The sequence below is a fragment of the Nonomuraea sp. NPDC049421 genome, assembly GCF_040677005.1.
In the GTDB taxonomy this organism is placed as follows: Bacteria; Actinomycetota; Actinomycetes; order Streptosporangiales; family Streptosporangiaceae; genus Nonomuraea; species Nonomuraea salmonea.
In genome coordinates, this window is record NZ_JBFAQA010000024.1 from 100,326 (window position 1) to 120,489 (window position 20,164).

The following is a 20,164-nucleotide window of genomic DNA, read 5'->3' on the forward strand; positions in this document are numbered from 1 at the left end:
CCAAGGCAGACGTGATCACTCGATGGGACATGACCGATCGCGATCGATTGGTTACTGTTTCGTCAGACGTCGATCACGAGCAGTCCCGGGAGGATCGTGCGCGCAGCGAACACGCGGCAGCCGCGCCGGATCGGTCCTTACCGGGTGGTGGCCCGGCTGGGCGGCGGCGGCATGGGAGAGGTGTTCCTCGGGAGGTCGCCGGGCGGGCGGGAGGTCGCGGTCAAGGTCGTACGTCCCGAGCTGGCCGATGATCCCGACTTCCGGCGGCGCTTCGCCACCGAGATCACCGCGGCGCGCCGCGTCGGCGGCTTCCACACCGCCGAGGTCGTCGCCGCCGACCCCGACGGCGACCCGCCCTGGCTGGCCACCGCCTACGTGCGCGGCCCTTCCCTGCACGACGCGGTACGCGACCACGGCCCGCTCCCTCTGCCCGAGGTGGCCGCGCTCGGCGCGGGGCTGGCGGAGGGGCTCGGCGCGGTGCACGCCTGCCAGATCGTGCACCGCGACCTCAAGCCGGGCAACGTCATCCTGGCCGCCGACGGGCCGCGCCTGATCGACTTCGGCATCGCCCGCGCCCTCGACGCCACCTCCTACACCAGGACCGCCGCCGTCCTCGGCACCGCCGCGTTCATGGCGCCCGAGCAGGTGACCGGCCATCCGGTGGGGCCGGCCGCCGACGTGTTCGCGCTGGGCTGCGTGCTGGCCTTCGCCGCTTCAGGACGCAGCCCGTACGGTGAGGGGCCGGCGCACGCGATCACCCACCGCATCGTGTACGACGAGCCTGATTTGTCCGGCCTGCCCGAGCCGCTCGCGGAGCTGATCGGCGCCTGCCTGGCGAAGGACCCCGCCGACCGCCCGAGGCTCGCCCACGTCATGACCGTCTGCGCGTCCCTCACCCAGGAGCCGGAGACCCGCGTCGAGCCGGAGACCGGCCCCGACGCGCAGGCCCACCCCGACGCGGAGGCCCACCCCGACTCGGAGGCCCACCCCGACTCGGAAGCCCACCCCGACGCGGGGACCGTGGTCACCGGATACCGGCCGCCGGTCCCGCCGACCCTCGTCGAGGAGCCGCCACCTCCTCCTCCGGGCCGCGCCCGCCACGGCGTCTCAGCCGCCGTCATCGGGGTCGCCGTCCTGCTCGGCGGCACGTTGATCGCGCTGACCTCCACGCCAGGCCCCGCCCTCGTGCTCGCCGGGCAGGAGGACGCCGTGGACGACGTGGCGTTCGGCCCCGGGGGCGACCTGCTCGCCACCGCGGCGGGCGACCGCGTCCGCCTGTGGGACACGCGGACGGGACGGCAGCTCCGCACCCTGGACAACCCCTGGCCCGACCCCAGGACGGTCGCCTTCGCCCCGGCCGGCGACCGCGTCGCCACCTCGTGCGACCGGGACGCCTGCCTCTTCGACCCGCGCACCGGCCGATCCGTCAAGGCCATGACAGGACACACCGACGCCCTCCGCGACCTGGCGTTCAGCCGCGACGGCCGGCTGCTGGCGAGCGCGAGCCGCGACGGCACCGCCCGCCTGTGGGCCGCCGGGACGGGCGAGCACCTCAGGACGCTGACCGGCCACCTGGGCGGCGTGAGCGCCGTGGCCTTCGCCCTCGACGGGCAGAGTCTGGCGACCGCGGCGGGCGAGACGATCCGCAGGTGGGACGTGACGACGGGCGAACGACTGGCCGAGCTGATTCCTGAGCGCAACACCACCCTGCACGCGCTCGCCTTCGCCCCCGACGGCAGCACGTTCGCCTCGGGCGACGCGTCGGGCAACGTCTTCGTCTGGGACGCCAGGACGAACCGGCTCCGCCACGCCCTGCGCGGCCACCGGACCACGGTCGACGACGTCGCCTACAGCCCCGACGGCTCGGTGCTCGTCACCGCGGCCGACGCCGTCCGCCTGTGGAACCCCCGCTCGGGCAGACTCCTCAAGGAGGTCCCCGGCGAGTCCACGCGCGCGGTCGCGTTCTCCCCTGACGGCACGACGTTCGCGGCCGGCGGCCAGGACGGCGTCACCCGTCTGTGGCGGCCCGACGACGTGCTCGCGAGCTAGCCGGCCAGGGCCGTCCCGTAGTTCTCGATCCCCAGGTACGGGTTCAGGTGGGGATGCCGGCTGCCCACGGACACGTCACGCCAGAACCGCTGCAGCGGGTTCCTCGCGGCGAAGCCGCCGGTGCCGTGCAGGTCCATCACCCGCTCGACCGCCGCCCTGCAGTCCCTGCCGGCGTCCGCCAGCTCCATGCGCAGGCGCGGGATCCCGGCCTCGGGCAGGTCGTCGTCGTCCGCCGCGCGGGCCACGGCGAGCATGGTGCGCCGCGCGCGCCGGGCGAGGTGGGCCGCCTCCGCCAGCCAGTGCCTTGCCCCGGGCGAGTCGCCCATCCGGGCGTACCCGGTCATGAACGGCTTGCGGTCGGAGGCGAACATGGCCTCGGTCAGGTCGAGCGCCCCCCACGTGCCGCCGACCACGGGCGCGAGCACCGTCGTCCCGTACAGCAGCAGGTCACGGCCCCCGAACGGCTCCGCCGCCCGCACGTGGGCGTCCGGCACCACGACGCCCGAGGCGACGAGCGTCTGGCTGCCCGTCCCGCGCATGCCCGCCATGTTCCAGGTCCGCTCCACGACGAGGTCGGCCGTCGGCACGACGGCGTAGGAGAACCGGCCGTCCACCATGAGGCCGAGCCCGGCCCAGGTGGCGTCCTCGCAGCCGGAGACGTACGACCAGCGGCCGTCGATCCGCACGCCGTCGGCCGTGCGCTCGCCACGGGCGCGCGGCACCCCGGAGCCGCAGAAGAGCGCGTCCGGGTCGGCGAAGCACGCGCGCAGCGCCTCGTCGGGCAGGCACCGCGTGGTGAGGTTCTTGGAGGTGACGCAGGTTCCCGCGATCCAGGCGCTCGACGGGCAGGCGCGGCCCAGCTCGCTCAGGCGCAGGGCGATGGCCTCCGTGCCCGCCCAGGCGCCGCCGTACGCGCGGGGCGTGCGCAGCGCGAACGCGCCGTCCGCGCGCAGCGCGTCGAGGCTCTCCCTGGTGGGCCGGTCGCCCTGCTCGGTCTTCTCGGCATGGAGCCGCAGGATCTCGGTGGTTTCATCGGACACGTAGTCGATGACACCCTTTGGACCGGCCTGAGCACCATACGCGGGACGTACCAGCACATACGTGTTCCGCTCATACCATCGAAACCATGGACCTGCTCAGCGAGGTGATCCGCACCGTACGCGTCGGCAGCGCGGCCGGCCGCGTGATCAGGTCGTCGGGCTCCCCCGGTATGCGGTTCCCCGCCTTCTCCGGCAGCGGCATCCACATCGTGCTGCGCGGCGCCTGCTGGCTCATCACCGAGGACGCCGAGCCGGTCCCGCTCAAGCCGGGTGACGTCGTCCTCACCTCCTCCGGCGCCGAACACGGCCTCAGCAGGTCGCCACGCGCGCTGCGCGACCTGCCGCCCGCCGAGACGGGCCCGATCCCGCCCGCGCCCGGGCCGTTCGACTTCGAGTTCCTGTGCAGCTCCTACCGGCTCGCGCACGGCGCCGCGCCGCGCTACCTGCGCGCGCTGCCCGACCTCATCGCGATCACGCCCGACTACGACGCGCACCCCGAGCTGCGGGTGCTCGTCGACCTCCTCGGCACGGACGTGTCGGGCGCGCAGATGGGCACCGGCGCGACGCTGCCCGCGCTGCTCGACCTGATCCTGGTCCACGTGCTGCGCCAATGGCACGAGCGGCACGGCACCGGCTGGCCGGGCACCGAGGACCCGGGCATCGCCGCCGCGCTGCGCGCGATGCACGACCACCCCGAGCATCCGTGGACGGTCGATCGCCTCAGCGCGGCGGCGGGCCTGTCGCGGACGGCCTTCGCCCGGCGCTTCGCCGCCGTCATGGGACAGCCGCCGATGAAGTACCTGATCGGCCTGCGGCTCGACCGGGGCGCGCGGCTGCTGCGCGAGACGGACGCGCCGCTGGCGGCGATCGCCAGGCAGGTCGGCTACGCCACCGAGTTCGCCTTCTCCGGGGCCTTCCGCCGCGAGTACGGCATCTCGCCGAGCCACTTCCGCCGCACCCCTCACTTGGTGGCGGACGGCGTCGGGGAGGCCGACGCGGACGCTGTGGACGCTGTGGACGCTGTGGACGCCGTGGCGGTAGGAGGTGCGGTGCCGGCGGAGGGCGGCTGGTCGTTCCCCACCGACAGGTACGCCAGCACGCCGATCGCCACGAACACCACCGACAGCACGGCGGCGGCGCCGTAGCCGATCCGGCGTCCGAGTCGCCGGCGCTGCTCCCGCAGAAGGGTTTCCTCACGTCGCATGGCGGCCCGCCTGCGCTTCGCCTTTCGCTCTGACATGGGCTGCTCCCGAGGTACGGTCTCGGCCGTCACCATAAAAGGCGGCGCGTAATGCGGATCTAAGCGTCCGCGGGGGAAGATCTCTCCGGCCTTACCAGCCCGTTCAGGGTCTCGGGCCGGGCGCTAGAGGCCGAGCAACTGGGCGGGCTCGGCGATGATCTGCTGGATGACCAGCCCGGCCGCGCCGAGCACGGCGGCGTCGGAGCCGGTGGCCGAGACCACGAGGTCGGGCGGTGCCCCGCGCATCTGCGCGAGCCGCGTGCCGAGGCCGTCGGAGACCGGCACCGCCAGCCAGGGGAACAGCGGCGCGAAGATGCCGCCGAGCACGATCGTGCCGGGGTCGAGCAGGTGCACGGCCGAGGTGAGCGCGACGCCGAGCGCGTGCCCTGCCCGCCGGCACGCCTCCAGGGCCGCCTGGTCGCCGGACTCCAGGCGGCTCACCAGCTCGCGGATCGAGCCGAGGTCGCCGAGGAGGGCGTCCTGGCCGGCGTACACCTCCAGGCAGCCCCGCCCGCCGCAGCGGCAGCCGGGCCCGTCGGGCACGACCACGACGTGGCCCAGCTCGCCGGCCAGCCCGTACGTGCCCTTGAACACGCCGCCCTGCACCACGAGACCGGCGCCGATGCCGATCTCGCCGGAGACGTAGAGGAAGTCGCTCTCCCGGGGCCCGAACCACAGCTCGCCGAGCGCCGCCAGGTTGGCCTCGTTGTCGATCTCGAACGGCATGTCCACGAGGTCCGACACGCGGACGTCGCGCCAGCCGAGGTGCGGGGCGCTGCGCAGCGTACCGCCCTCGACCAGGCCGGGGACGGCGAGCGCGGCGCCGATGACGCGCAGCCCTGCGGCGGCGGCCTCGGCGGTGGTCTCCTTGGCCAGGGCGCGCAGGCTCTCCAGGATGGCGGCGGGGTCGGAGTTGCGGTTGTCGGCGGGGATGATGCGCCGCAGCCGGACCGTACGGGTGAGGTCGACCACGCAGGCGGCGAGGTAGTCGATGTTGATCTCCAGCCCGAGCGCGGCCACCCGGTGCCCGCTGAGGCTGACCGCCACGCCGGGACGCCCCCGCTCGCCCGCCCGCACGGCGCCGCTCTCGGTCACCGCGCCCGCCTCAAGGAGGTCGGCGACCAGGCTGGATACGGTGGTCTTCGTGAGCCCGGTCCGCTCAGCGAGCGATGCCCGGGTGTGAGGTCCTGATCGGTGAATGGTCGCCAGCACTACGGCCAGGTTACGGGCGCGCATGGAATCATGCCTGACCCCTCTTGACGACATGGCATCCACCTCCTCAGGATAAGTACAGATTATGGACTAAAAGTTACAGGGGCCCGAAAATGACCGCATCCTTCACGCCGACTCCCGACGACCGCTTCACCTTCGGCCTGTGGACCGTGGGCTGGCAGGCCCGCGACCCGTTCGGCGACGCCTCCCGGCCCGCGCTCGACCCGGTGGAGAGCGTCCACCGCCTCCACGAGCTCGGCGCGTACGGCGTCACGTTCCACGACGACGACCTGCTCGCCGTCGAGTCCGACCGCGACAAGGCCGTCGCCGCCTTCAGGAAGGCCATCGACGAGACCGGCATGAAGGTCCCGATGGCGACCACGAACCTCTTCACCCACCCGGTCTTCAAGGACGGCGCCTTCACCAGCAACGACCGCGACGTCCGCCGCTACGCGCTGCGCAAGGTCATGCGCAACCTCGACCTCGCCGCCTCGCTGGGCGCGAAGACGTACGTGTGCTGGGGCGGGCGCGAGGGCGCGGAGTCCGACGCCGCCAAGGACGTCAAGGCCGCCATGGATCGCTACAAGGAGGGCCTGGACCTCCTCTGCCAGTACGTCATCGACAAGGGCTACGACATCCGCTTCGCCCTGGAGCCGAAGCCGAACGAGCCGCGCGGCGACATCCTTCTGCCCACGATCGGCCACGCGCTGGCGCTGATCAACGAGCTGGAGCACCCCGAGATGGTGGGCCTCAACCCGGAGGTCGGCCACGAGCAGATGGCCGGGCTCAACTTCGTGCACGGCATCAGCCAGGCGCTGTGGCACGGCAAGCTCTTCCACATCGACCTCAACGGCCAGCACGGCCCCAAGTACGACCAGGACCTGATCTTCGGCCACGGTGACCTGAAGAGCGCGTTCTTCCTGGTCGACCTGCTGGAGAACGGCGGCTACGACGGCCCCCGCCACTTCGACTACAAGCCGCTGCGCACCGAGGACCCGCAGGACGTGTGGGACTCGGCGGCGGCGAACATGCGCACGTACCTGATCCTCAAGGAGAAGTCGCGCGCCTTCCGCGCCGACCCCGAGGTCCAGGAGGCGATCAAGGCGTCGCGCGTCGACGAGCTGGCCAAGCCCACGCTCGCCGAGGGCGAGACCTGGCAGGACCTCGCCAAGGACGACTTCGACGTGGAGGAGGCGGCCGCCCGCGGCTTCCACTTCACCCGGCTCAACCAGCTCGCGCTCGAGCACCTCCTGGGGGTACGCGGATGAGTGGACCCATCAGCGTCCAGCTCTACACGGTCAGGGAGGCGCTGGCCGCCGACCGCGACGGCACGCTGCGCCGGGTCGCCGAGGCCGGCTACCGGGCCGTCGAGCCGTACGACCCGCTCAACGACCCGAAGGGCTTCCGGGCGGTGGCCGACGACCTGGGGCTGAGCGTGTCGGGCACGCACGCGGGCGCGGTGCTCAGGCACGAGCCCGCCGAGGTGTTCGACGCGGTCGCCACCATCGGCACCGACAAGGTGATCGTGCCGGCCGGCATCGCGCCCGAGGAGTTCACCACCCGCGACGGCATCGCCAGGGCCGCCGACCTGCTCAACGATCTGGCCGTGCAGGCCGCGCGGCACGGCATGCGGATCGGCTACCACAACCACTGGTGGGAGCTGGAGCCCAAGGTGGACGGCCGGCACGCCATCGAGGTGCTGGCCGACCTGCTGGCGCCCGAGGTGTTCCTGGAGATCGACACCTACTGGGCGGCCGTGGGCGGCGCCGACGTGCCCGCGCTGCTCGGCCGCCTGTCGGACCGCGTGATCGCGCTGCACGTCAAGGACGGCCCGGTCGTCAAGGGCGAGCCGCACACCGCGGTGGGCGCGGGCGCCATGCCGGTGCCCGAGATCCTCGCCGCCGCCCCCGACGCCCGGCGCGTGGTCGAGCTCGACGAGTGCGCGACCGACGTCTTCGCCGCCCTGGCGGAGAGCCACACGTACCTCACCTCATTGGAGGGGCATTGAGCAACGGCCCGGTCGGCGTCGCGCTCGTCGGCGCCGGTGTGATCAGCGGCCAGTACCTACGCAACCTCACCTCCTTCCCCGACGTGCGCGTGCTCGCCGTCGCGGACATCGACACCGGCAGGGCCGCCGAGGTGGCCCGCGAGCACGGCGTCGAGGTGTCCGGCACCCTCGCAGACGCCCTGGCGGTCCCCGAAGTGGAGATCGTCGTCAACCTCACCGTCCCGTCCGCGCACGCGGCCGTCGCGCTGGAGAGCCTGCGCGCCGGCAAGCACGTGTACGGCGAGAAGCCGATGGCGATGACCACCGACGAGGCCGCCAAGGTCATGGCCGAGGCGGCCGACCGGGGGCTGCGGGTCGGCGGCGCCCCCGACACGTTCCTGGGAGCGGGCCTGCAGTCGGCCCTGCACGCGATCTCCTCGGGACTGATCGGCAAGCCCGTCGCGGTCACCGCGGCCACGCAGAGCCTCGGGCCGGAGTCCTGGCACCCCAGCCCGGAGTTCTTCTACCAGCCGGGCGGCGGACCGCTGTTCGACCTCGGGCCCTACTACCTGACCGCGCTGGTCTCGCTGCTCGGTCCCGTCGTCCGGGTGGCGGCGGGCACGCGCAGGGCCCGTGACCAGCGCGAGGTGGGCTCGGGGCCCAAGGCGGGCAAGCTGTTCCCGGTGGACGTGCCCACTCACGTCAACGCCCTGCTGGACTTCCCCGGCACGGCGACGGCGTCGGCCACGTTCAGCTTCGACTCGGCGATCAACCGGCGGATGATCGAGGTGATCGGCTCCGAGGGCGCGCTCTCGCTGCCCGATCCCAACACGTTCGAGGGCCCGCTGCTGGTCCGCGGGCTCCGCGACGCCGACTGGCGGGAGCTGCCGATCACCGGCACGACCGCGGGGCGCGGCATCGGCGTGCTCGACATGGCGAGGTCGCTGCGCGCCGGCACGCCGCACCGCGCGTCGGGCGAGCTGACCTACCACGTGCTCGAACTCATGGCGGCCATCACGGAGTCGGGCGAGCGGGCGGAGTTCCGCGACATCGGCTCCGCTCCGGACGCCCCCGAGCCGCTGCCGGACGGCTGGGACCCGCACGCCGCGACCTTGTAAGAGGAATCCCCTTGAGGAGACCGGGCACGATTACGATGTGTAATCGTTCGGTCACAGCAACCTCAAGGGGATCCCATGCGTGTCCTGATCCAGCTCCGGCCCGCCCCCGACATCGTCGCCTCGGTGATGGACTCCGGTGTCCGCAGCGTGGCGGCCGACGTCGCCGGCGACCTGCCAGGAGTCCTCATCGACCCGGCGTACGAGCCGGTCGCCGTCCCCCGCCCGCTCTCGCTCTCGCCCCACCAGCGCATGCAGTTCTCGCTCGCGCCCGAGGACGCCTCTGTGCTGGTCAGGGGCGAGATCTCCGACGGCGAGCTGGCCACCCGCTCGGCGCTGCTGTCCTCCTCCGTACGCGAGGTCACCGGTGTCTTCGCCGACCCCTACATCCAGCCCAGCCCGACCTGCGGCGGCGACGGCCCGGTCGGCGACTGGGCGGAGGTCAGGCGGCTGCTGCACGTCGAGGACCTGTGGTCGGCGGGCCACGACGGTGCCGGCGTGACGGTCGCGGTCGTGGACGGCGGCGTCAACACCGGCCACGTCGCGGCCCGCATCGGCCACGACGTGACGCTCGACGCGCAGCGCAGCTGGAGCCCGCCCGGCGTGCCCGCGCGGCCGGGCCGCCACCCGGTGGGCCACGGCTCGATGTGCGCGTTCGACGTGCTGCTCGCCGCGCCCAAGGCGACCCTGATCGACATCCCCGTCCTGCTCAGCAGGCGCGAGGGCGGCACGCTCGCCGACGGGCTGCTGTCGGACGCCGTGGCCGCCTACGCCCACCTCGACCGCGTGCTGCGGGCCATGCCGGCCGAGTCCAGGTCGCTGGTGGTCAGCAACAGCTGGGGGCTGTTCTCGCCCGACATGGACTTCCCGCCGGGACACCCCGGCAACTACTCCGACAACCCGGCGCACCCGTTCAACCTGATCGTGGGCAGCCTGGAGGCGGCGGGGGCCGACATCCTGTTCTCGGCGGGCAACTGCGGGCGCGAGTGCCCCGACGGGCGCTGCGGCTACGCCGACCGGCCCATCACCGGCGCCAACTCGCATCCGTCGGTGCTGTCGGTCGGCGGCGTGGACACGCGGGGCGAGCGGGTCGGCTACTCCTCCCAGGGCCCTGGCCGGTTGTCGGAGCGCAAGCCCGACCTGTGCGCCTACACGCACTTCGCCGGGTCGGAGGCGGTCGGCCCGGCCGACACCGGCACCTCGGCGGCCTGCCCCGTCGCGGCCGGCGTGGTGGCCGCCGTCAGGACCGGGCGCCCGGCGGCCGAGCTGACGCCCGCCCAGCTCCGTACGCTGCTGCACCGCACCGCCGACGACCGCAGCACGGTCGGCTTCGACCACGACTACGGCTTCGGCGTCATCGACCCGCCCGCCGTGCTCGCCGCACTCGCCCGCCACAACCGCACCCGGGCGGCCTGACATGGCCATCATCCAGATCCGCCTGCCGCCCGACGCCACCCTCGACGACGCGCTGCGCCTGCTCGGCCTGTCCGACGACGACGCCGACGCCGGCTTCGGTCTCGTGGCGGTCGCCCCCGGCCGCCACGTGCTGCGGGTCACCGAGGAGGCGGCCAGGCGGGTCAGTCACGAGCTGGCCGAGGTCTTCTCCGACCCCCGCATCGAGCCGCACGACCCCGGCTGATCGCGTAACGCGTTGGCTTCACCCGTGCCGACCCGCGACAATGCTGCGATGGCTGACAGTAAGGAGACCGACTGGGTCTCCAGGTTCGCGGACGAGGTGATCTCCGAGGCGGAGCGGCGCGCCCCGGGCCGGCCCATCGTCTGCGCCTCGGGGCTGAGCCCGTCCGGCCCGATCCACCTGGGCAACCTGCGCGAGATCATGACGCCCCACCTGGTCGCCGACGAGATCAGGCGGCGCGGCCACGCGTGCGTCCACCTGCTGTCGTGGGACGACTACGACCGCTTCCGCAGGGTGCCCGCGGGCATCGACCCGTCGTGGGCCGAGCACATCGGCAAACCGCTGACCTCGGTGCCCGCGCCGCCCGGCAGCCCCCACGCCTCCTGGGCCGAGCACTTCAAGGCTCCGCTGGCCGAGGCGCTGGCCGAGCTGGGCGTCGAGGTGCACGCCATCAGCCAGACCGAGCAGTACACGTCGGGGGCCTACCGCGAGCAGATCCTGCTGGCCGTGCGCGAGCGGGCCAGGATCGACGGCGTGCTCTCCCGCTACCGCACCAAGGAGGGCGAGCCGCCGCGCGGCGGCGACTACTTCCCGTACAAGCCCTACTGCGACCTGTGCGGGCGCGACCTCACCACGGTCACCAACTACGACGACGAGACCACCGAGCTGGCCTACACCTGCGAGTGCGGCTTCGGCGAGACCGTGCGACTGGCCGAGCACGACCGGGGCAAGCTGGTGTGGAAGGTCGACTGGCCGATGCGGTGGGCGTACGAGGGGGTCGTCTTCGAGCCCTCAGGAGTGGACCACCACTCGCCGGGGTCGGCGTGGGTCGTGGGCGGGCAGCTCGTCCGCGAGGTGTTCAGCGGGCAGCAGCCCATCGGCCCCATGTACGCCTTCGTCGGCATCTCCGGCATGGCCAAGATGAGCAGCTCGAAGGGTGACGTGCCGACGCCGTCCGACGCGCTGCGCATCATGGAGGCGCCGGTGCTGCGCTGGCTGTACGCCCGCCGCAAGCCCGCCCAGTCCTTCAAGATCGCCTTCGACCACGAGATCCAGCGGCTCTACGACGAGTGGGACGCGCTGGGCCGCAAGGTCGCGGGCGGGCAGGCGCAGCCCGCTGAGCTGGCGGCGTACACCAGGGCCGTGTCCACCGCGGCGGGCCCGCTGCCCGCCACGCCCCACCCGGTCGCCTACCGCACGCTGGCCTCGGTGCTCGACATCACCACCGGCCACGCCGAGCAGACCCTGCGCATCCTGCGCGACCTCGACGGCGCCGAGACGCTCGATGAGGCGCGGCCCAGGCTCGACCGGGCGCAGCACTGGGTGGACGAGCACCTGCCCGCCGACTCGCGCACGCGCGTGCGCGAATCGCCCGACCAGGAGCTGCTCGACTCGCTCGGCGCCGACGACCGCGAGGCGCTGCGGCTGCTGGCCGACGGCCTCGACGACTGGACGCTCGACGGCCTGACCGACCTGGTCTACGGCGTGCCGAAGCTCCAGGCGGGCCTGCCGGCCGACGCGAAGGCGACGCCCGAGCTCAAGGCGGCCCAGCGGGCCTTCTTCGCGCTGCTCTACAAGCTGCTGGTGGGCCGCGACACCGGTCCCAGGCTGCCCACGCTGCTGATGGCCGTGGGCGCCGACCGGGTGCGCAAGCTGGTGGGCGCTTGAAGGGCGTCGTCGTGATCACCGGGGTCTCGGCCGCGGGCAAGTCCACCGTGGCCCAGGCCCTGGCCGAGCGGCTGCCGCGCGCCGCGCACGTACGCGGTGACGTGTTCCGCCGGATGGTGGTCGGCGGGCGCGCCGAGATGACGCCGGAGGCCGGCGACGAAGCGGTGCGCCAGCTCCGGCTGCGTTATCGTCTGGCGGCCACCACAGCCGATATGTATTTTGACGCCGGATTCACGGCAATTGTTCAGGATGTGATTATCGGCGGGGATTTGCAGCGATTCACGGAAATGATTCGTTCGCGGCCGCTCTATGTGATCGTATTGGCGCCCGATCCGGCCGCCGTCGCGCGCCGCGAGGCCGCCCGCGCCAAATCCGGATACGGCGGCGGCTGGACGATCTCCCAGCTGGATGCGGCCCTCCGGGACGAGACCCCGCGCATCGGCCTCTGGCTGGACACCTCCCATCAGACGGCCGAGGAGACCGTCGATGAGATCATTTTCCGGGCCGAAGAAGGACAAATAGCCGGCCCGCCGGAATAACCGCGATCTATGCAAGGCATTGGCAAGTGACTTGCATGTGTTCGGGTCAACCTTGGGTCCATGAACAAGCCGCCTTTCGCCGCGAGCGTCAGTGTCATCGTCCCCGCGATGAACGAGGCCGAGAACCTTCCTCACGTCTTCGCCACGCTGCCCGACTGGATCGACGAGGTGATCCTGGTCGACGGCAACTCGACCGACGACACCGTCGCCGTCGCGCGCAGGCTGCGCCCCGGTCTCCGGGTCGTCGTCCAGACCCGGCGCGGCAAGGGCAACGCGCTCATCGAGGGCTTCCAGGCCGCCCGCGGCGACATCATCGTCATGATCGACGCCGACGGCTCCACCGACGGCAGGGAGATCCGCTCCTTCGTCGCCACCCTCATCAACGGCGCCGACTTCGCCAAGGGCTCCAGGTACGCCCCTGGTGGCGGCTCGGACGACCTCAGCCCGATCCGGTCGCTCGGCAACAGGTTCCTCACCGGCATCACCAACCTGCTCTACGGCACCCGCTACACCGACCTCTGCTACGGCTACAACGCCTTCTGGCGGCGCCACCTGGAGGTGCTCGACCTGGACTGCGACGGATTCGAGATCGAGACCCTGATGAACGTCCGCGCCGCCCAGGCCGGCCTGGTCATCCGCGAGGTCCCGAGCCGCGAGCGCTCCCGCATCCACGGCGCCAGCAACCTGCACGCCGTCCGCGACGGCTGGCGGGTGCTGCGGACCATCTGGCGCGAGCGCTCGCGCGGCTCCGCCGTCACCGCGCACACCCAGGTGGCGCTGGCCAAATGAGGAGTGACATCCTCGGACAATGCGCTACATAGTCATCGGAGCAGGAGCGGTCGGGGGCACCATCGGCGCCCGCCTGTTCCAAGGCGGGCACGAGGTCGTCCTCATCGCGCGCGGAGCCCACTACGAGGCTCTCAAGCGTGACGGCCTGCGCCTGCTCACCCCCGACAGCACCGAGACCCTGCCCGTGCCCGCCGCCGATGGTCCCGTGCCGACCCGCGACGGCGACGTGCTCATCGTGGCGACGAAGTCGCAGGACACCGTCGCGGCGCTGGCCCCGTGGTCGTCCGACCTGCCCGTGGTCTGCGCCCAGAACGGCGTCGCCAACGAACGCATGGCGCTGCGGCGCTTCGAGCGGGTCTACGGCATGTGCGTGTGGCTGCCGGCCCAGATCCCCGCGCCGGGGACCATCGCGGCGCACGCGTACCCGTACTCGGGGATGCTGCACGTCGGGCGCTATCCCCAGGGAGTGGACGAGCTCGGCGAGCAGATCGTCACCGGCCTCGGCAAGCACGGCCTGGTGGCACACGCGTCCGACGACGTCATGCGCTGGAAATACCTCAAGCTGCTCGGCAACCTGGGCAACGCCGTCGAGGCGCTGGTCGGCCACGCGCCCGGCATGGCGGAGCTGGCCGAGCTGGCGCGAGACGAGGCACGTACGGTGCTCGACCGGGCCGGCATCGCCTACCACACGCCCACGGAGGAGGCCGCGGTCCGCGGCCACAAGGTGGACGCCCGGCCCATCGAGGGCGTCGAGCGCGGCGGCGGGTCGTCCTGGCAGAGCCTGGCCAGGGGCAGCGGCTCGATCGAGGCCGACTACCTCAACGGCGAGATCGTGCTGATCGGCCGCGAGCACGGCGTGCCCGCACCGGTCAACGAGACGCTGCGGCGGGAGGCCAACCGGGTCGCGCGCGAGCGGCTGGCCCCCGGCTCGATGACGCCGGAGCAGGTGCGCGCCCTCATCGACGCGCGTTCCGCATCCTGATCCCGCTGAACTCCAGGGTGCTGGCCGTCACCTCGTTCCAGAACGGCCAGAGGTTGTCGAGCACCCTGAGCTGGATGCCCGCCTCCTCGTGCAGCTCGAACAGGTCGCCCACCTGCTCGGGCGGGCCGAGCGGCGTCACGGGGACCGTCGAGACCATGGCGTGCGGCGGGTCGCCGATGGGCTCGAAGGTGCCGGCGGGCAGCCGGTAGGCGTAGAGGCGGACGTCCATGATCGCCTTGAGCCAGGCGTACTCGACGGCGTGCACGCGCGGCCCGCAGCCGGCGCCGAGGATGCGCAGCGCGTCGTGCTCGGTGGTGCGCGGTCCCGTCCACGCCATCGCCCGGGGGCAGGCGCGCGGGAACCAGTAGTCGGGGCAGCGGTCGTGGCCGACCGCCCACACGTAGGGCTCGCTCTGCCGGCTGGTCGGCGCGACATGCGGCTCGAACCTGTCGATCGCCGGGTCTTCCGAGAAGTGCAGGACCTCCCCTGGCGCTGGTCTCATGAACGTCATCTTCGCGCATATCCCGCCGATCTCCGGGCAGTGGAGAGCCTCTCTTTCCGACAAGGGGTGAGTTGGATGATCGTGTTGGGACTGCTCCTGATCCTGCTCGCCGGTGCCGCCTTCGCCCTGGTGCTCTTCGAGCAGAGCTCCAGGTACATCCTGTTCGGCTACACCTTCGAGCTCGGCCACGTCGAGATGTTCCTCACGGGGGCCGCCGCCGCGGCGCTCCTGCTGGTGGGTCTGTGGCTGATGGGCTCGGGTTCGCGCAGGACGGCCCGGCAGCGGCGCCGGCTGCGCAGCGCCAGGGCCGAGGCCTCCGACCGGGTGGCCCGGCTGGAGGACGAGAAGCGCGACCTGGAACGGCGGCTCGAGCGCGAGCACACGACGACCAAGGGCGACCACCTGGTCGCCGGTCGTGCCGAGGAACGCCGCTAGTCAGGCGCCTGGTCTGGCATCTGCGTGGTGGCGCGAGGGCAGCAGCCTGCCCTCGCGCCACAGCGCGACCCCGGTGATCACGGCCCCCAGCCCCTCCCACACCCCGACGCCGATGAACTCGGACGGCGCGGCCCCCGTCACCACGAGGGTGGTGAACACCGTGAACGTGACCAGCCGGAACGGCACCGTCCACCGGAAGAACGGCACGTAGTCCGCGCAGGCGGCGAAGACGTAGTAGGCGCCCATGTTGACCGCCGCCATCGACGAGGCGGCCAGATAGACCAGCGTGTAGTCGCCGGCCGCCCGCGCCTCCGGCACCTCGAAACCGAGCATCGTGAGCATCGTGCCGGGCGAGAGCAGCCCGAGCAGACCCAGCGCGAAGGCCAGAACGCCGAAGACGCCGATGGTCCAGCCGGAGAAAGATCGCGGAAGACGCACGGAAATCCTCTCAAAGGGGGGTGTAATCTGCGAGGCGGTCTCATCATGCACCCGGAGGTCGCATGCCCCCCACGCGTGGCCGCCCCATCACCGTCAAGCTGCTCGTCCTCCTGCTCGTCCCCCTGCTGTCCCTGGTGGGCCTGTGGGCGTTCGCGGCCGGCCTGACCGGCGGCGACGGCCTGCGCCTGCTGGCCGCCAAGGACATGTCGGACAACCTCACCGGCCCGTCCGTGCAGGTCAACATCGCGCTGCAGAACGAGCGGCTGCTGTCCGTCGGGCTCATGATGAACGGGCGCGGCTCCGACGAGCTGGTCGAGCAGCGCCGCGCCACCGACCAGGCGATCACGCATTTCCAGACGTCGGCCGCCCGCGTCCGCGACCTGCCGCCCGAGATGCTCAACCAGCTCAGCGCGCTCAACGTCAGGCTCGCCCAGATCATCGACATCCGCCGTCAGGTGGACGCCTCCGTCGTCGAGCCCATCGACGTCATCGACGGCTACAGCGAGATCGCCGACGCCTCCTTCCGCCTGTACGACAGCATGATCCTGGTCCCCGACATGACGCTGTACCAGCAGGCCAAGGCGCTGATCACGATGGGCGAGGCCACCGAGGTGCTCTCCCGCGAGCGGGCGGTGATCGCGGCCGTGCTGGCCAGGGGCCGGGTGGACGGGCGCGAGCGGGAGGCGTTCACCGGCATGGTGGCCACCAGGCGGCTGCTCTACGCGCAGGCGATGTCGTACCTGGACGGGGGGTTGCGGGCGTCGTACGAGCGGCTGGCGGCCTCGCCGGTCTACAAGGAGTGGCTGGAGGCCGAGGACGCCGTCAAGGACCAGTCGCCGAAGGACGGCCTGTCCGCGGCGGCGGCCACCTGGCCCATCGACGGCGAGAACCTGTGGGCCGCGGTCCAGCACAACCAGACCACGTCCACCAAGACGCTGGCTGATCGGGTGACGCCCGACGCGGTCGCCATGTTCATCAAGATCGGCGTGGCGGCCGGCGCCGGCCTCCTCGCGGTCGTCGCCTCGATCCTGCTCTCGCTGCGCTTCCGCAAGCGGCTGGTCCGCGAGCTGGCCGCGTTGCGCGACGCCGCCACCGAGCTGGCCGAGGTACGCCTGGCCGGGCTGGTCAAGCGGCTGCGGACGAACACCGAGCCGCCCACGGCCGAGGAGGTCGCGCCCCTCCAGGTGGAGGCGGACACCACGGAGGTCCGCGACATCGTGCAGGCGTTCAACGACGTGCAGGCCACCGCCGTGGAGGCCGCCGTGGACCAGGCCAGGCTGCGCCACGGCGTCAGCCAGGTCTTCGTGAACCTGGCCCGCCGCAACCAGTCGCTGCTGCACCGCCAGCTCCTGCAGCTCGACAGCATGGAGCGGGCCGAGGAGGCGCCGGAGACGCTGTCCGACCTGTTCAAACTCGACCACCTCACCACCCGCATGCGGCGCCACGCCGAGAGCCTGATCATCCTGTCCGACCAGACGCCAGGCCGCGGCTGGCGCAACCCGGTGTCCGTGCACGACGTGCTGCGCGCCGCCGTCGCCGAGGTCGAGGAGTACGAGCGGGTCGAGGTGCTGCAGCCGCCGCCCGTCGCGCTCATCGGCTCCGTGGTCACCGACGTGGCCCACCTGATGGCCGAGCTGATCGAGAACGCCACCCTCTTCTCACCGCCCAGCACCCGCGTGGACGTGCGCAGCGCGCTCAGCCCGCACGGCATGGTGGTGGAGGTGGAGGACCGGGGGCTCGGGCTGCCCAGGGTCGAGCTCGACGAGCTCAACGACCGGCTGACCAACACCCCCGAGTTCGACCTCGCGCAGAGCGACCGGCTCGGCCTGTTCGTGGTGTCCCGGCTGGCGGCCAGGCACGGCATCAAGGTCCGGCTGGTGTCCTCGCCGTACGGCGGCCTGACCGCCACGGTGGCGCTGCCGTCGTCGCTCCTCGCGGACCAGCCGGCCATGGCCGGCCGCTGACCTTCCGAGGGAGCGGCCCTTTCCGAGGGATCGGGCTTTCCGAGGGATCGGGCTTTCCGAGGGATCGGGCTTTCCGAGGGATCGGGCCTTTCCGAGGGATCGGGCCTTGCCGAGGGATCGGCCCGGCGTTCCAAGCGGCGTCAGAGGCGGTGGAACGGCTCGCTGAAATGGGCCGTCGCGAGGATCGCCCGCTCGGCACTGAGCCCGGCGAGCACGTCGGCGCGGGTGCGCGCGGCCGTCTCCTGATCATCGTCGTAGAGGTAGCGGATCGCGGGATCGGCGAGCTGCACCGGATGCAGGACCAGGTCGCCGGTCATGGCCAGCTCTCCCGCGCGGGCGATCTGGTGCCCGGGGGTGTGGCCAGGCGTGGCGTGCACGTGGACGCCAGGTGCGACCTCCACGTCGCCCTCGACGACGTGGAGCTGGTCCTTGAGCGGGGTGACGACCTCGTCGAGCATGCGGCCCGCGGCGGCGTCCAGCTCGGCCCGCTGGAGCACGTGGCGCGCGTTCTCGAACACCGGCCTGCCCTCGGCGACCGTGCCGGAGGCGTGGTCGCTGTGCAGGTGGGTGAGGATGACCGTGCCGATCTCGGCGGGCGTGACGCCCGCGGCGGCCAGCTCGCCGCTCAGCGTGCCGGGGACCGGCGCCCAGCCGGAGGCCGGGGAGTCCGCGGCGCCGATGCCGGTGTCGACCAGGGTCAGCCGGTCGGCGGCGTCGCGGAGCAGGTAGCAGTGGAAGTGCAGGACCCAGGGCTCGTCGGGAAGCCCGGAGCCGGGGAACAGCTCGGCCGGCGGGCGGCGGATCGACGGCCCCATGGGCCCGACGGCGTCGCAGAGGGGTGTGACCTCGACGCCGGAGCCGGTGATGATCGGTTGGTGCGGCATCCGCCCAGACTAGGCGGCGACGGGCTGCCGGGGAACGTACTCGTTCTCGATGTCGGCGGCGTAGACGGCGCGGCGGCAGTTGGCGCAGCGGTAGATGATCGGGCCCTCGTCGAGCTCGTGGTGGCACCGCGGGCAGCGGCTGACGGTCTTCATGGTGCTCCCCCAAGGAGTCTTCTTCGTATGTGCCTATGGAACCCTCATCGAGTTGCAGGGATCCTGCATGCCACTTGACACGATGACGCTGCGCCGATGGGGGCTCTGTGCCGTTCGATACACCGGCTGCGGTAATTTTCCTCACGGGCCGGTGCTACGAAGAACATTGTCACTCGCCGGAGACTTCCGCGTGGGCGAAGACACGAGAACGACCCCGGAATAGCCCAACAGGGCTAGGCGTTGTATGAGCCAGATCGTGTGGTATGTTCCCACCAAGCGTTGAGCTTCTGCTCCGCTTCGATCTCTCTCGACTCGGGCTTCGCCCGTTCTCTTCCGGTTTCCACTGGACGGCGGCGGCCCGCTCTTTCACCACCCGCCGATCGTGACGCACGATCTGGCGCATCTCCCTCAAAGGGGCCCACCATGTCTGTGCACACCATTCCCGAGCAGCGTTCGTCCGCTCAGGTCCGCCTTGTGAGCGGCCTGCTGGACGTACACGACAAATCCGCTTTCATCAGGGCGGCTCACCTGCCGGGACCCGGCGACGTCCGCGTCCCGCCCGAGAAACTCCGCCAGTACGACCTGCGCCCCGGCGACCACGTCACCGCGCGCTTCGCCGGCAACAAGCTGGTCGGCGTCGAGTCGGTCAACGGCCTGTCCGGCTGGCACGACAGGCCCGCCTTCGGCGCCCTCACCCCCATCCACCCCACCGAACGGCTGAGCATCGAGACCGAGTCGCTCAGCACCCGCGTCATCGACCTGTTCGCCCCCATCGGCAAGGGACAGCGCGGCCTCATCGTGGCTCCGCCCAAGGCCGGCAAGACGATGGTCATGCAGGCCCTGGCCGCCGGGATCGCCCGCAACCATCCCGAGGTGCACCTGATGGTGCTGCTGGTGGGCGAGCGGCCCGAGGAGGTCACCGACATGCGCGCCCGCATCGACGGCGAGGTCTACGCCTCCACCTTCGACCACCCCGACCGCGACCACACGGCGCTCGCCGAGCTGGTCATCGAGCGGGCCAAGCGGCTCGTCGAGGCGGGGCAGGACGTGGTGGTGCTGCTCGACTCACTGACCAGGCTCGGGCGGGCGTACAACAACGTGGCGCCCAACGGCGGCCGCGTGCTGACGGGCGGCATCGACGCCCGCGCGCTCTACCCGCCGAAGCGCTTCTTCGGCGCCGCGCGCAACGTCGAGGGCGGCGGCTCGCTCACCATCATCGCCACCGCGCTCGTGGACACCGGCTCCCGCATGGACAACAGCCTGTACGAGGAGTTCAAGGGCACCGGCAACATGGAGCTGCACCTGACCCGCGAGCTGGCCGAGCGGCGGCTGTTCCCCGCCGTGGACCTCGACGCCTCGGGCACCCGCCGCGAGGAGATCCTCCTGCACGACCAGGAGCGGCAGATCGTCTGGCGGCTGCGCCGCTCGCTGTCGGCGATGGAGCGGACCCGCAAGATGGAGGTGCTGGTGGAGCGGCTGCGCTCGACGCCCTCCAACGCCGCCTTCCTCCTGGAAGCCGCCGCCGCCTGAG

At 72.1% G+C, this 20,164-nt stretch carries 20 protein-coding genes; 14 read left to right on the top strand and 6 right to left on the bottom strand.

Going from position 1 to position 20,164, the window contains the following annotated elements:
• Positions 1 to 96 precede the first annotated feature (96 nt).
• Entirely contained in the window at positions 97 to 2,049 is a 1,953-nt protein-coding gene (locus tag AB0K18_RS34045) for a protein kinase (protein WP_364922693.1), read from the top strand.
• Here the strand turns inward: AB0K18_RS34045 and AB0K18_RS34050 are convergent.
• Positions 2,046 to 3,089 (bottom strand): acyl-CoA dehydrogenase family protein, encoded by a 1,044-nt coding sequence (locus tag AB0K18_RS34050; protein WP_364922696.1) that lies wholly within the window; start codon positions 3,087 to 3,089, stop codon positions 2,046 to 2,048. The genes AB0K18_RS34045 and AB0K18_RS34050 overlap by 4 nt on opposite strands.
• Positions 3,090 to 3,175: 86 nt before the next feature.
• Between AB0K18_RS34050 and AB0K18_RS34055 the strand changes: the two genes are divergently transcribed.
• On the top strand, positions 3,176 to 4,234 hold the full coding sequence (locus AB0K18_RS34055; RefSeq protein WP_364922699.1) for an AraC family transcriptional regulator: 1,059 nt from the start codon (positions 3,176 to 3,178) through the stop codon (positions 4,232 to 4,234).
• A 218-nt stretch (positions 4,235 to 4,452) separates the two neighbouring features.
• On the opposite strand, the gene AB0K18_RS34060 is transcribed toward AB0K18_RS34055, so the two are convergent.
• On the bottom strand, positions 4,453 to 5,565 hold the full coding sequence (locus AB0K18_RS34060; protein ID WP_364922702.1) for an ROK family transcriptional regulator: 1,113 nt from the start codon (positions 5,563 to 5,565) through the stop codon (positions 4,453 to 4,455).
• Positions 5,566 to 5,654: 89 nt separating this feature from the next.
• On the opposite strand from AB0K18_RS34060, the gene xylA reads away from it, so the two are divergent.
• From xylA to AB0K18_RS34105, 9 genes are all read left to right on the top strand, one after another.
• The gene (gene xylA / locus AB0K18_RS34065; protein ID WP_364922705.1) at positions 5,655 to 6,809 is read left to right on the top strand and encodes a xylose isomerase; all 1,155 of its coding nucleotides are present in this window, start codon (positions 5,655 to 5,657) and stop codon (positions 6,807 to 6,809) included.
• Entirely contained in the window at positions 6,806 to 7,549 is a 744-nt protein-coding gene (locus AB0K18_RS34070) for a sugar phosphate isomerase/epimerase (protein WP_364922708.1), read from the top strand. Before xylA ends, AB0K18_RS34070 begins: the two co-directional genes overlap by 4 nt.
• Positions 7,546 to 8,646 (top strand): Gfo/Idh/MocA family oxidoreductase, encoded by a 1,101-nt coding sequence (locus AB0K18_RS34075; RefSeq protein WP_364922711.1) that lies wholly within the window; start codon positions 7,546 to 7,548, stop codon positions 8,644 to 8,646. The genes AB0K18_RS34070 and AB0K18_RS34075 overlap by 4 nt, the downstream gene beginning before the upstream one ends.
• A gap of 75 nt (positions 8,647 to 8,721) precedes the next feature.
• Positions 8,722 to 10,059 carry a S8 family serine peptidase gene (locus tag AB0K18_RS34080; RefSeq protein WP_364922714.1) on the top strand — a complete coding sequence of 446 codons (1,338 nt, stop codon included), beginning with the start codon at positions 8,722 to 8,724 and terminating at the stop codon, positions 10,057 to 10,059.
• Between the two features lies 1 nt (position 10,060).
• The gene (locus tag AB0K18_RS34085) at positions 10,061 to 10,282 is read left to right on the top strand and encodes a hypothetical protein (protein WP_364566576.1); all 222 of its coding nucleotides are present in this window, start codon (positions 10,061 to 10,063) and stop codon (positions 10,280 to 10,282) included.
• Between the two features lie 48 nt (positions 10,283 to 10,330).
• Positions 10,331 to 11,947: a lysine--tRNA ligase gene (gene lysS / locus AB0K18_RS34090; RefSeq protein WP_364922717.1), complete on the top strand. Its 1,617-nt coding sequence runs from the start codon at positions 10,331 to 10,333 to the stop codon at positions 11,945 to 11,947.
• On the top strand, positions 11,944 to 12,486 hold the full coding sequence (locus AB0K18_RS34095) for an AAA family ATPase (protein ID WP_364922719.1): 543 nt from the start codon (positions 11,944 to 11,946) through the stop codon (positions 12,484 to 12,486). The genes lysS and AB0K18_RS34095 overlap by 4 nt, the downstream gene beginning before the upstream one ends.
• Positions 12,487 to 12,546: 60 nt before the next feature.
• A complete protein-coding gene (locus tag AB0K18_RS34100) occupies positions 12,547 to 13,275 on the top strand; it encodes a glycosyltransferase family 2 protein (RefSeq protein ID WP_364922722.1) in 729 nt (242 codons plus the stop codon).
• Between the two features lie 19 nt (positions 13,276 to 13,294).
• Positions 13,295 to 14,257 (top strand): 2-dehydropantoate 2-reductase N-terminal domain-containing protein, encoded by a 963-nt coding sequence (locus tag AB0K18_RS34105; protein WP_364922725.1) that lies wholly within the window; start codon positions 13,295 to 13,297, stop codon positions 14,255 to 14,257.
• Here AB0K18_RS34105 and AB0K18_RS34110 read toward each other — a convergent pair.
• Positions 14,232 to 14,759: a DUF6886 family protein gene (locus tag AB0K18_RS34110; protein ID WP_355415269.1), complete on the bottom strand. Its 528-nt coding sequence runs from the start codon at positions 14,757 to 14,759 to the stop codon at positions 14,232 to 14,234. The genes AB0K18_RS34105 and AB0K18_RS34110 overlap by 26 nt on opposite strands.
• A 75-nt stretch (positions 14,760 to 14,834) precedes the next feature.
• Between AB0K18_RS34110 and AB0K18_RS34115 the strand changes: the two genes are divergently transcribed.
• Complete coding sequence (locus tag AB0K18_RS34115; protein ID WP_364922729.1) at positions 14,835 to 15,194, top strand: hypothetical protein; 360 nt, start codon at positions 14,835 to 14,837, stop codon at positions 15,192 to 15,194.
• On the opposite strand, the gene AB0K18_RS34120 is transcribed toward AB0K18_RS34115, so the two are convergent.
• A complete protein-coding gene (locus AB0K18_RS34120; protein ID WP_364922732.1) occupies positions 15,195 to 15,632 on the bottom strand; it encodes a hypothetical protein in 438 nt (145 codons plus the stop codon).
• Between the two features lie 62 nt (positions 15,633 to 15,694).
• Between AB0K18_RS34120 and AB0K18_RS34125 the strand changes: the two genes are divergently transcribed.
• Positions 15,695 to 17,596 carry a nitrate- and nitrite sensing domain-containing protein gene (locus tag AB0K18_RS34125; protein WP_364922734.1) on the top strand — a complete coding sequence of 634 codons (1,902 nt, stop codon included), beginning with the start codon at positions 15,695 to 15,697 and terminating at the stop codon, positions 17,594 to 17,596.
• A 140-nt stretch (positions 17,597 to 17,736) separates the two neighbouring features.
• On the opposite strand, the gene AB0K18_RS34130 is transcribed toward AB0K18_RS34125, so the two are convergent.
• Both AB0K18_RS34130 and AB0K18_RS34135 read right to left on the bottom strand, forming a co-directional pair.
• Positions 17,737 to 18,480, bottom strand: coding sequence for an MBL fold metallo-hydrolase (locus AB0K18_RS34130; protein WP_364922736.1), 744 nt, complete (start codon positions 18,478 to 18,480; stop codon positions 17,737 to 17,739).
• Positions 18,481 to 18,489: 9 nt separating this feature from the next.
• Positions 18,490 to 18,633, bottom strand: coding sequence for a hypothetical protein (locus tag AB0K18_RS34135; protein ID WP_355415261.1), 144 nt, complete (start codon positions 18,631 to 18,633; stop codon positions 18,490 to 18,492).
• 429 nt (positions 18,634 to 19,062) lie between these two features.
• On the opposite strand from AB0K18_RS34135, the gene rho reads away from it, so the two are divergent.
• Positions 19,063 to 20,163 carry a transcription termination factor Rho gene (gene rho, locus AB0K18_RS34140; protein WP_364922895.1) on the top strand — a complete coding sequence of 367 codons (1,101 nt, stop codon included), beginning with the start codon at positions 19,063 to 19,065 and terminating at the stop codon, positions 20,161 to 20,163.
• Position 20,164: the final 1 nt, after the last annotated feature.

Coding starts and splice junctions, on each gene's coding strand:
- AB0K18_RS34070 (WP_364922708.1), top strand. CDS start 6,806: ATGAGTGGACCCATCAGCGTCCAGCTCTACACGGTCAGGGAGGCGCTG.
- AB0K18_RS34105 (WP_364922725.1), top strand. CDS start 13,295: ATGCGCTACATAGTCATCGGAGCAGGAGCGGTCGGGGGCACCATCGGC.
- AB0K18_RS34080 (WP_364922714.1), top strand. CDS start 8,722: ATGCGTGTCCTGATCCAGCTCCGGCCCGCCCCCGACATCGTCGCCTCG.
- AB0K18_RS34100 (WP_364922722.1), top strand. CDS start 12,547: ATGAACAAGCCGCCTTTCGCCGCGAGCGTCAGTGTCATCGTCCCCGCG.
- xylA (WP_364922705.1), top strand. CDS start 5,655: ATGACCGCATCCTTCACGCCGACTCCCGACGACCGCTTCACCTTCGGC.
- AB0K18_RS34110 (WP_355415269.1), bottom strand. CDS start 14,759: ATGAGACCAGCGCCAGGGGAGGTCCTGCACTTCTCGGAAGACCCGGCG.
- AB0K18_RS34085 (WP_364566576.1), top strand. CDS start 10,061: ATGGCCATCATCCAGATCCGCCTGCCGCCCGACGCCACCCTCGACGAC.
- lysS (WP_364922717.1), top strand. CDS start 10,331: ATGGCTGACAGTAAGGAGACCGACTGGGTCTCCAGGTTCGCGGACGAG.
- AB0K18_RS34130 (WP_364922736.1), bottom strand. CDS start 18,480: ATGCCGCACCAACCGATCATCACCGGCTCCGGCGTCGAGGTCACACCC.
- AB0K18_RS34055 (WP_364922699.1), top strand. CDS start 3,176: ATGGACCTGCTCAGCGAGGTGATCCGCACCGTACGCGTCGGCAGCGCG.
- AB0K18_RS34060 (WP_364922702.1), bottom strand. CDS start 5,565: ATGCGCGCCCGTAACCTGGCCGTAGTGCTGGCGACCATTCACCGATCA.
- AB0K18_RS34115 (WP_364922729.1), top strand. CDS start 14,835: ATGATCGTGTTGGGACTGCTCCTGATCCTGCTCGCCGGTGCCGCCTTC.
- AB0K18_RS34135 (WP_355415261.1), bottom strand. CDS start 18,633: ATGAAGACCGTCAGCCGCTGCCCGCGGTGCCACCACGAGCTCGACGAG.
- AB0K18_RS34125 (WP_364922734.1), top strand. CDS start 15,695: ATGCCCCCCACGCGTGGCCGCCCCATCACCGTCAAGCTGCTCGTCCTC.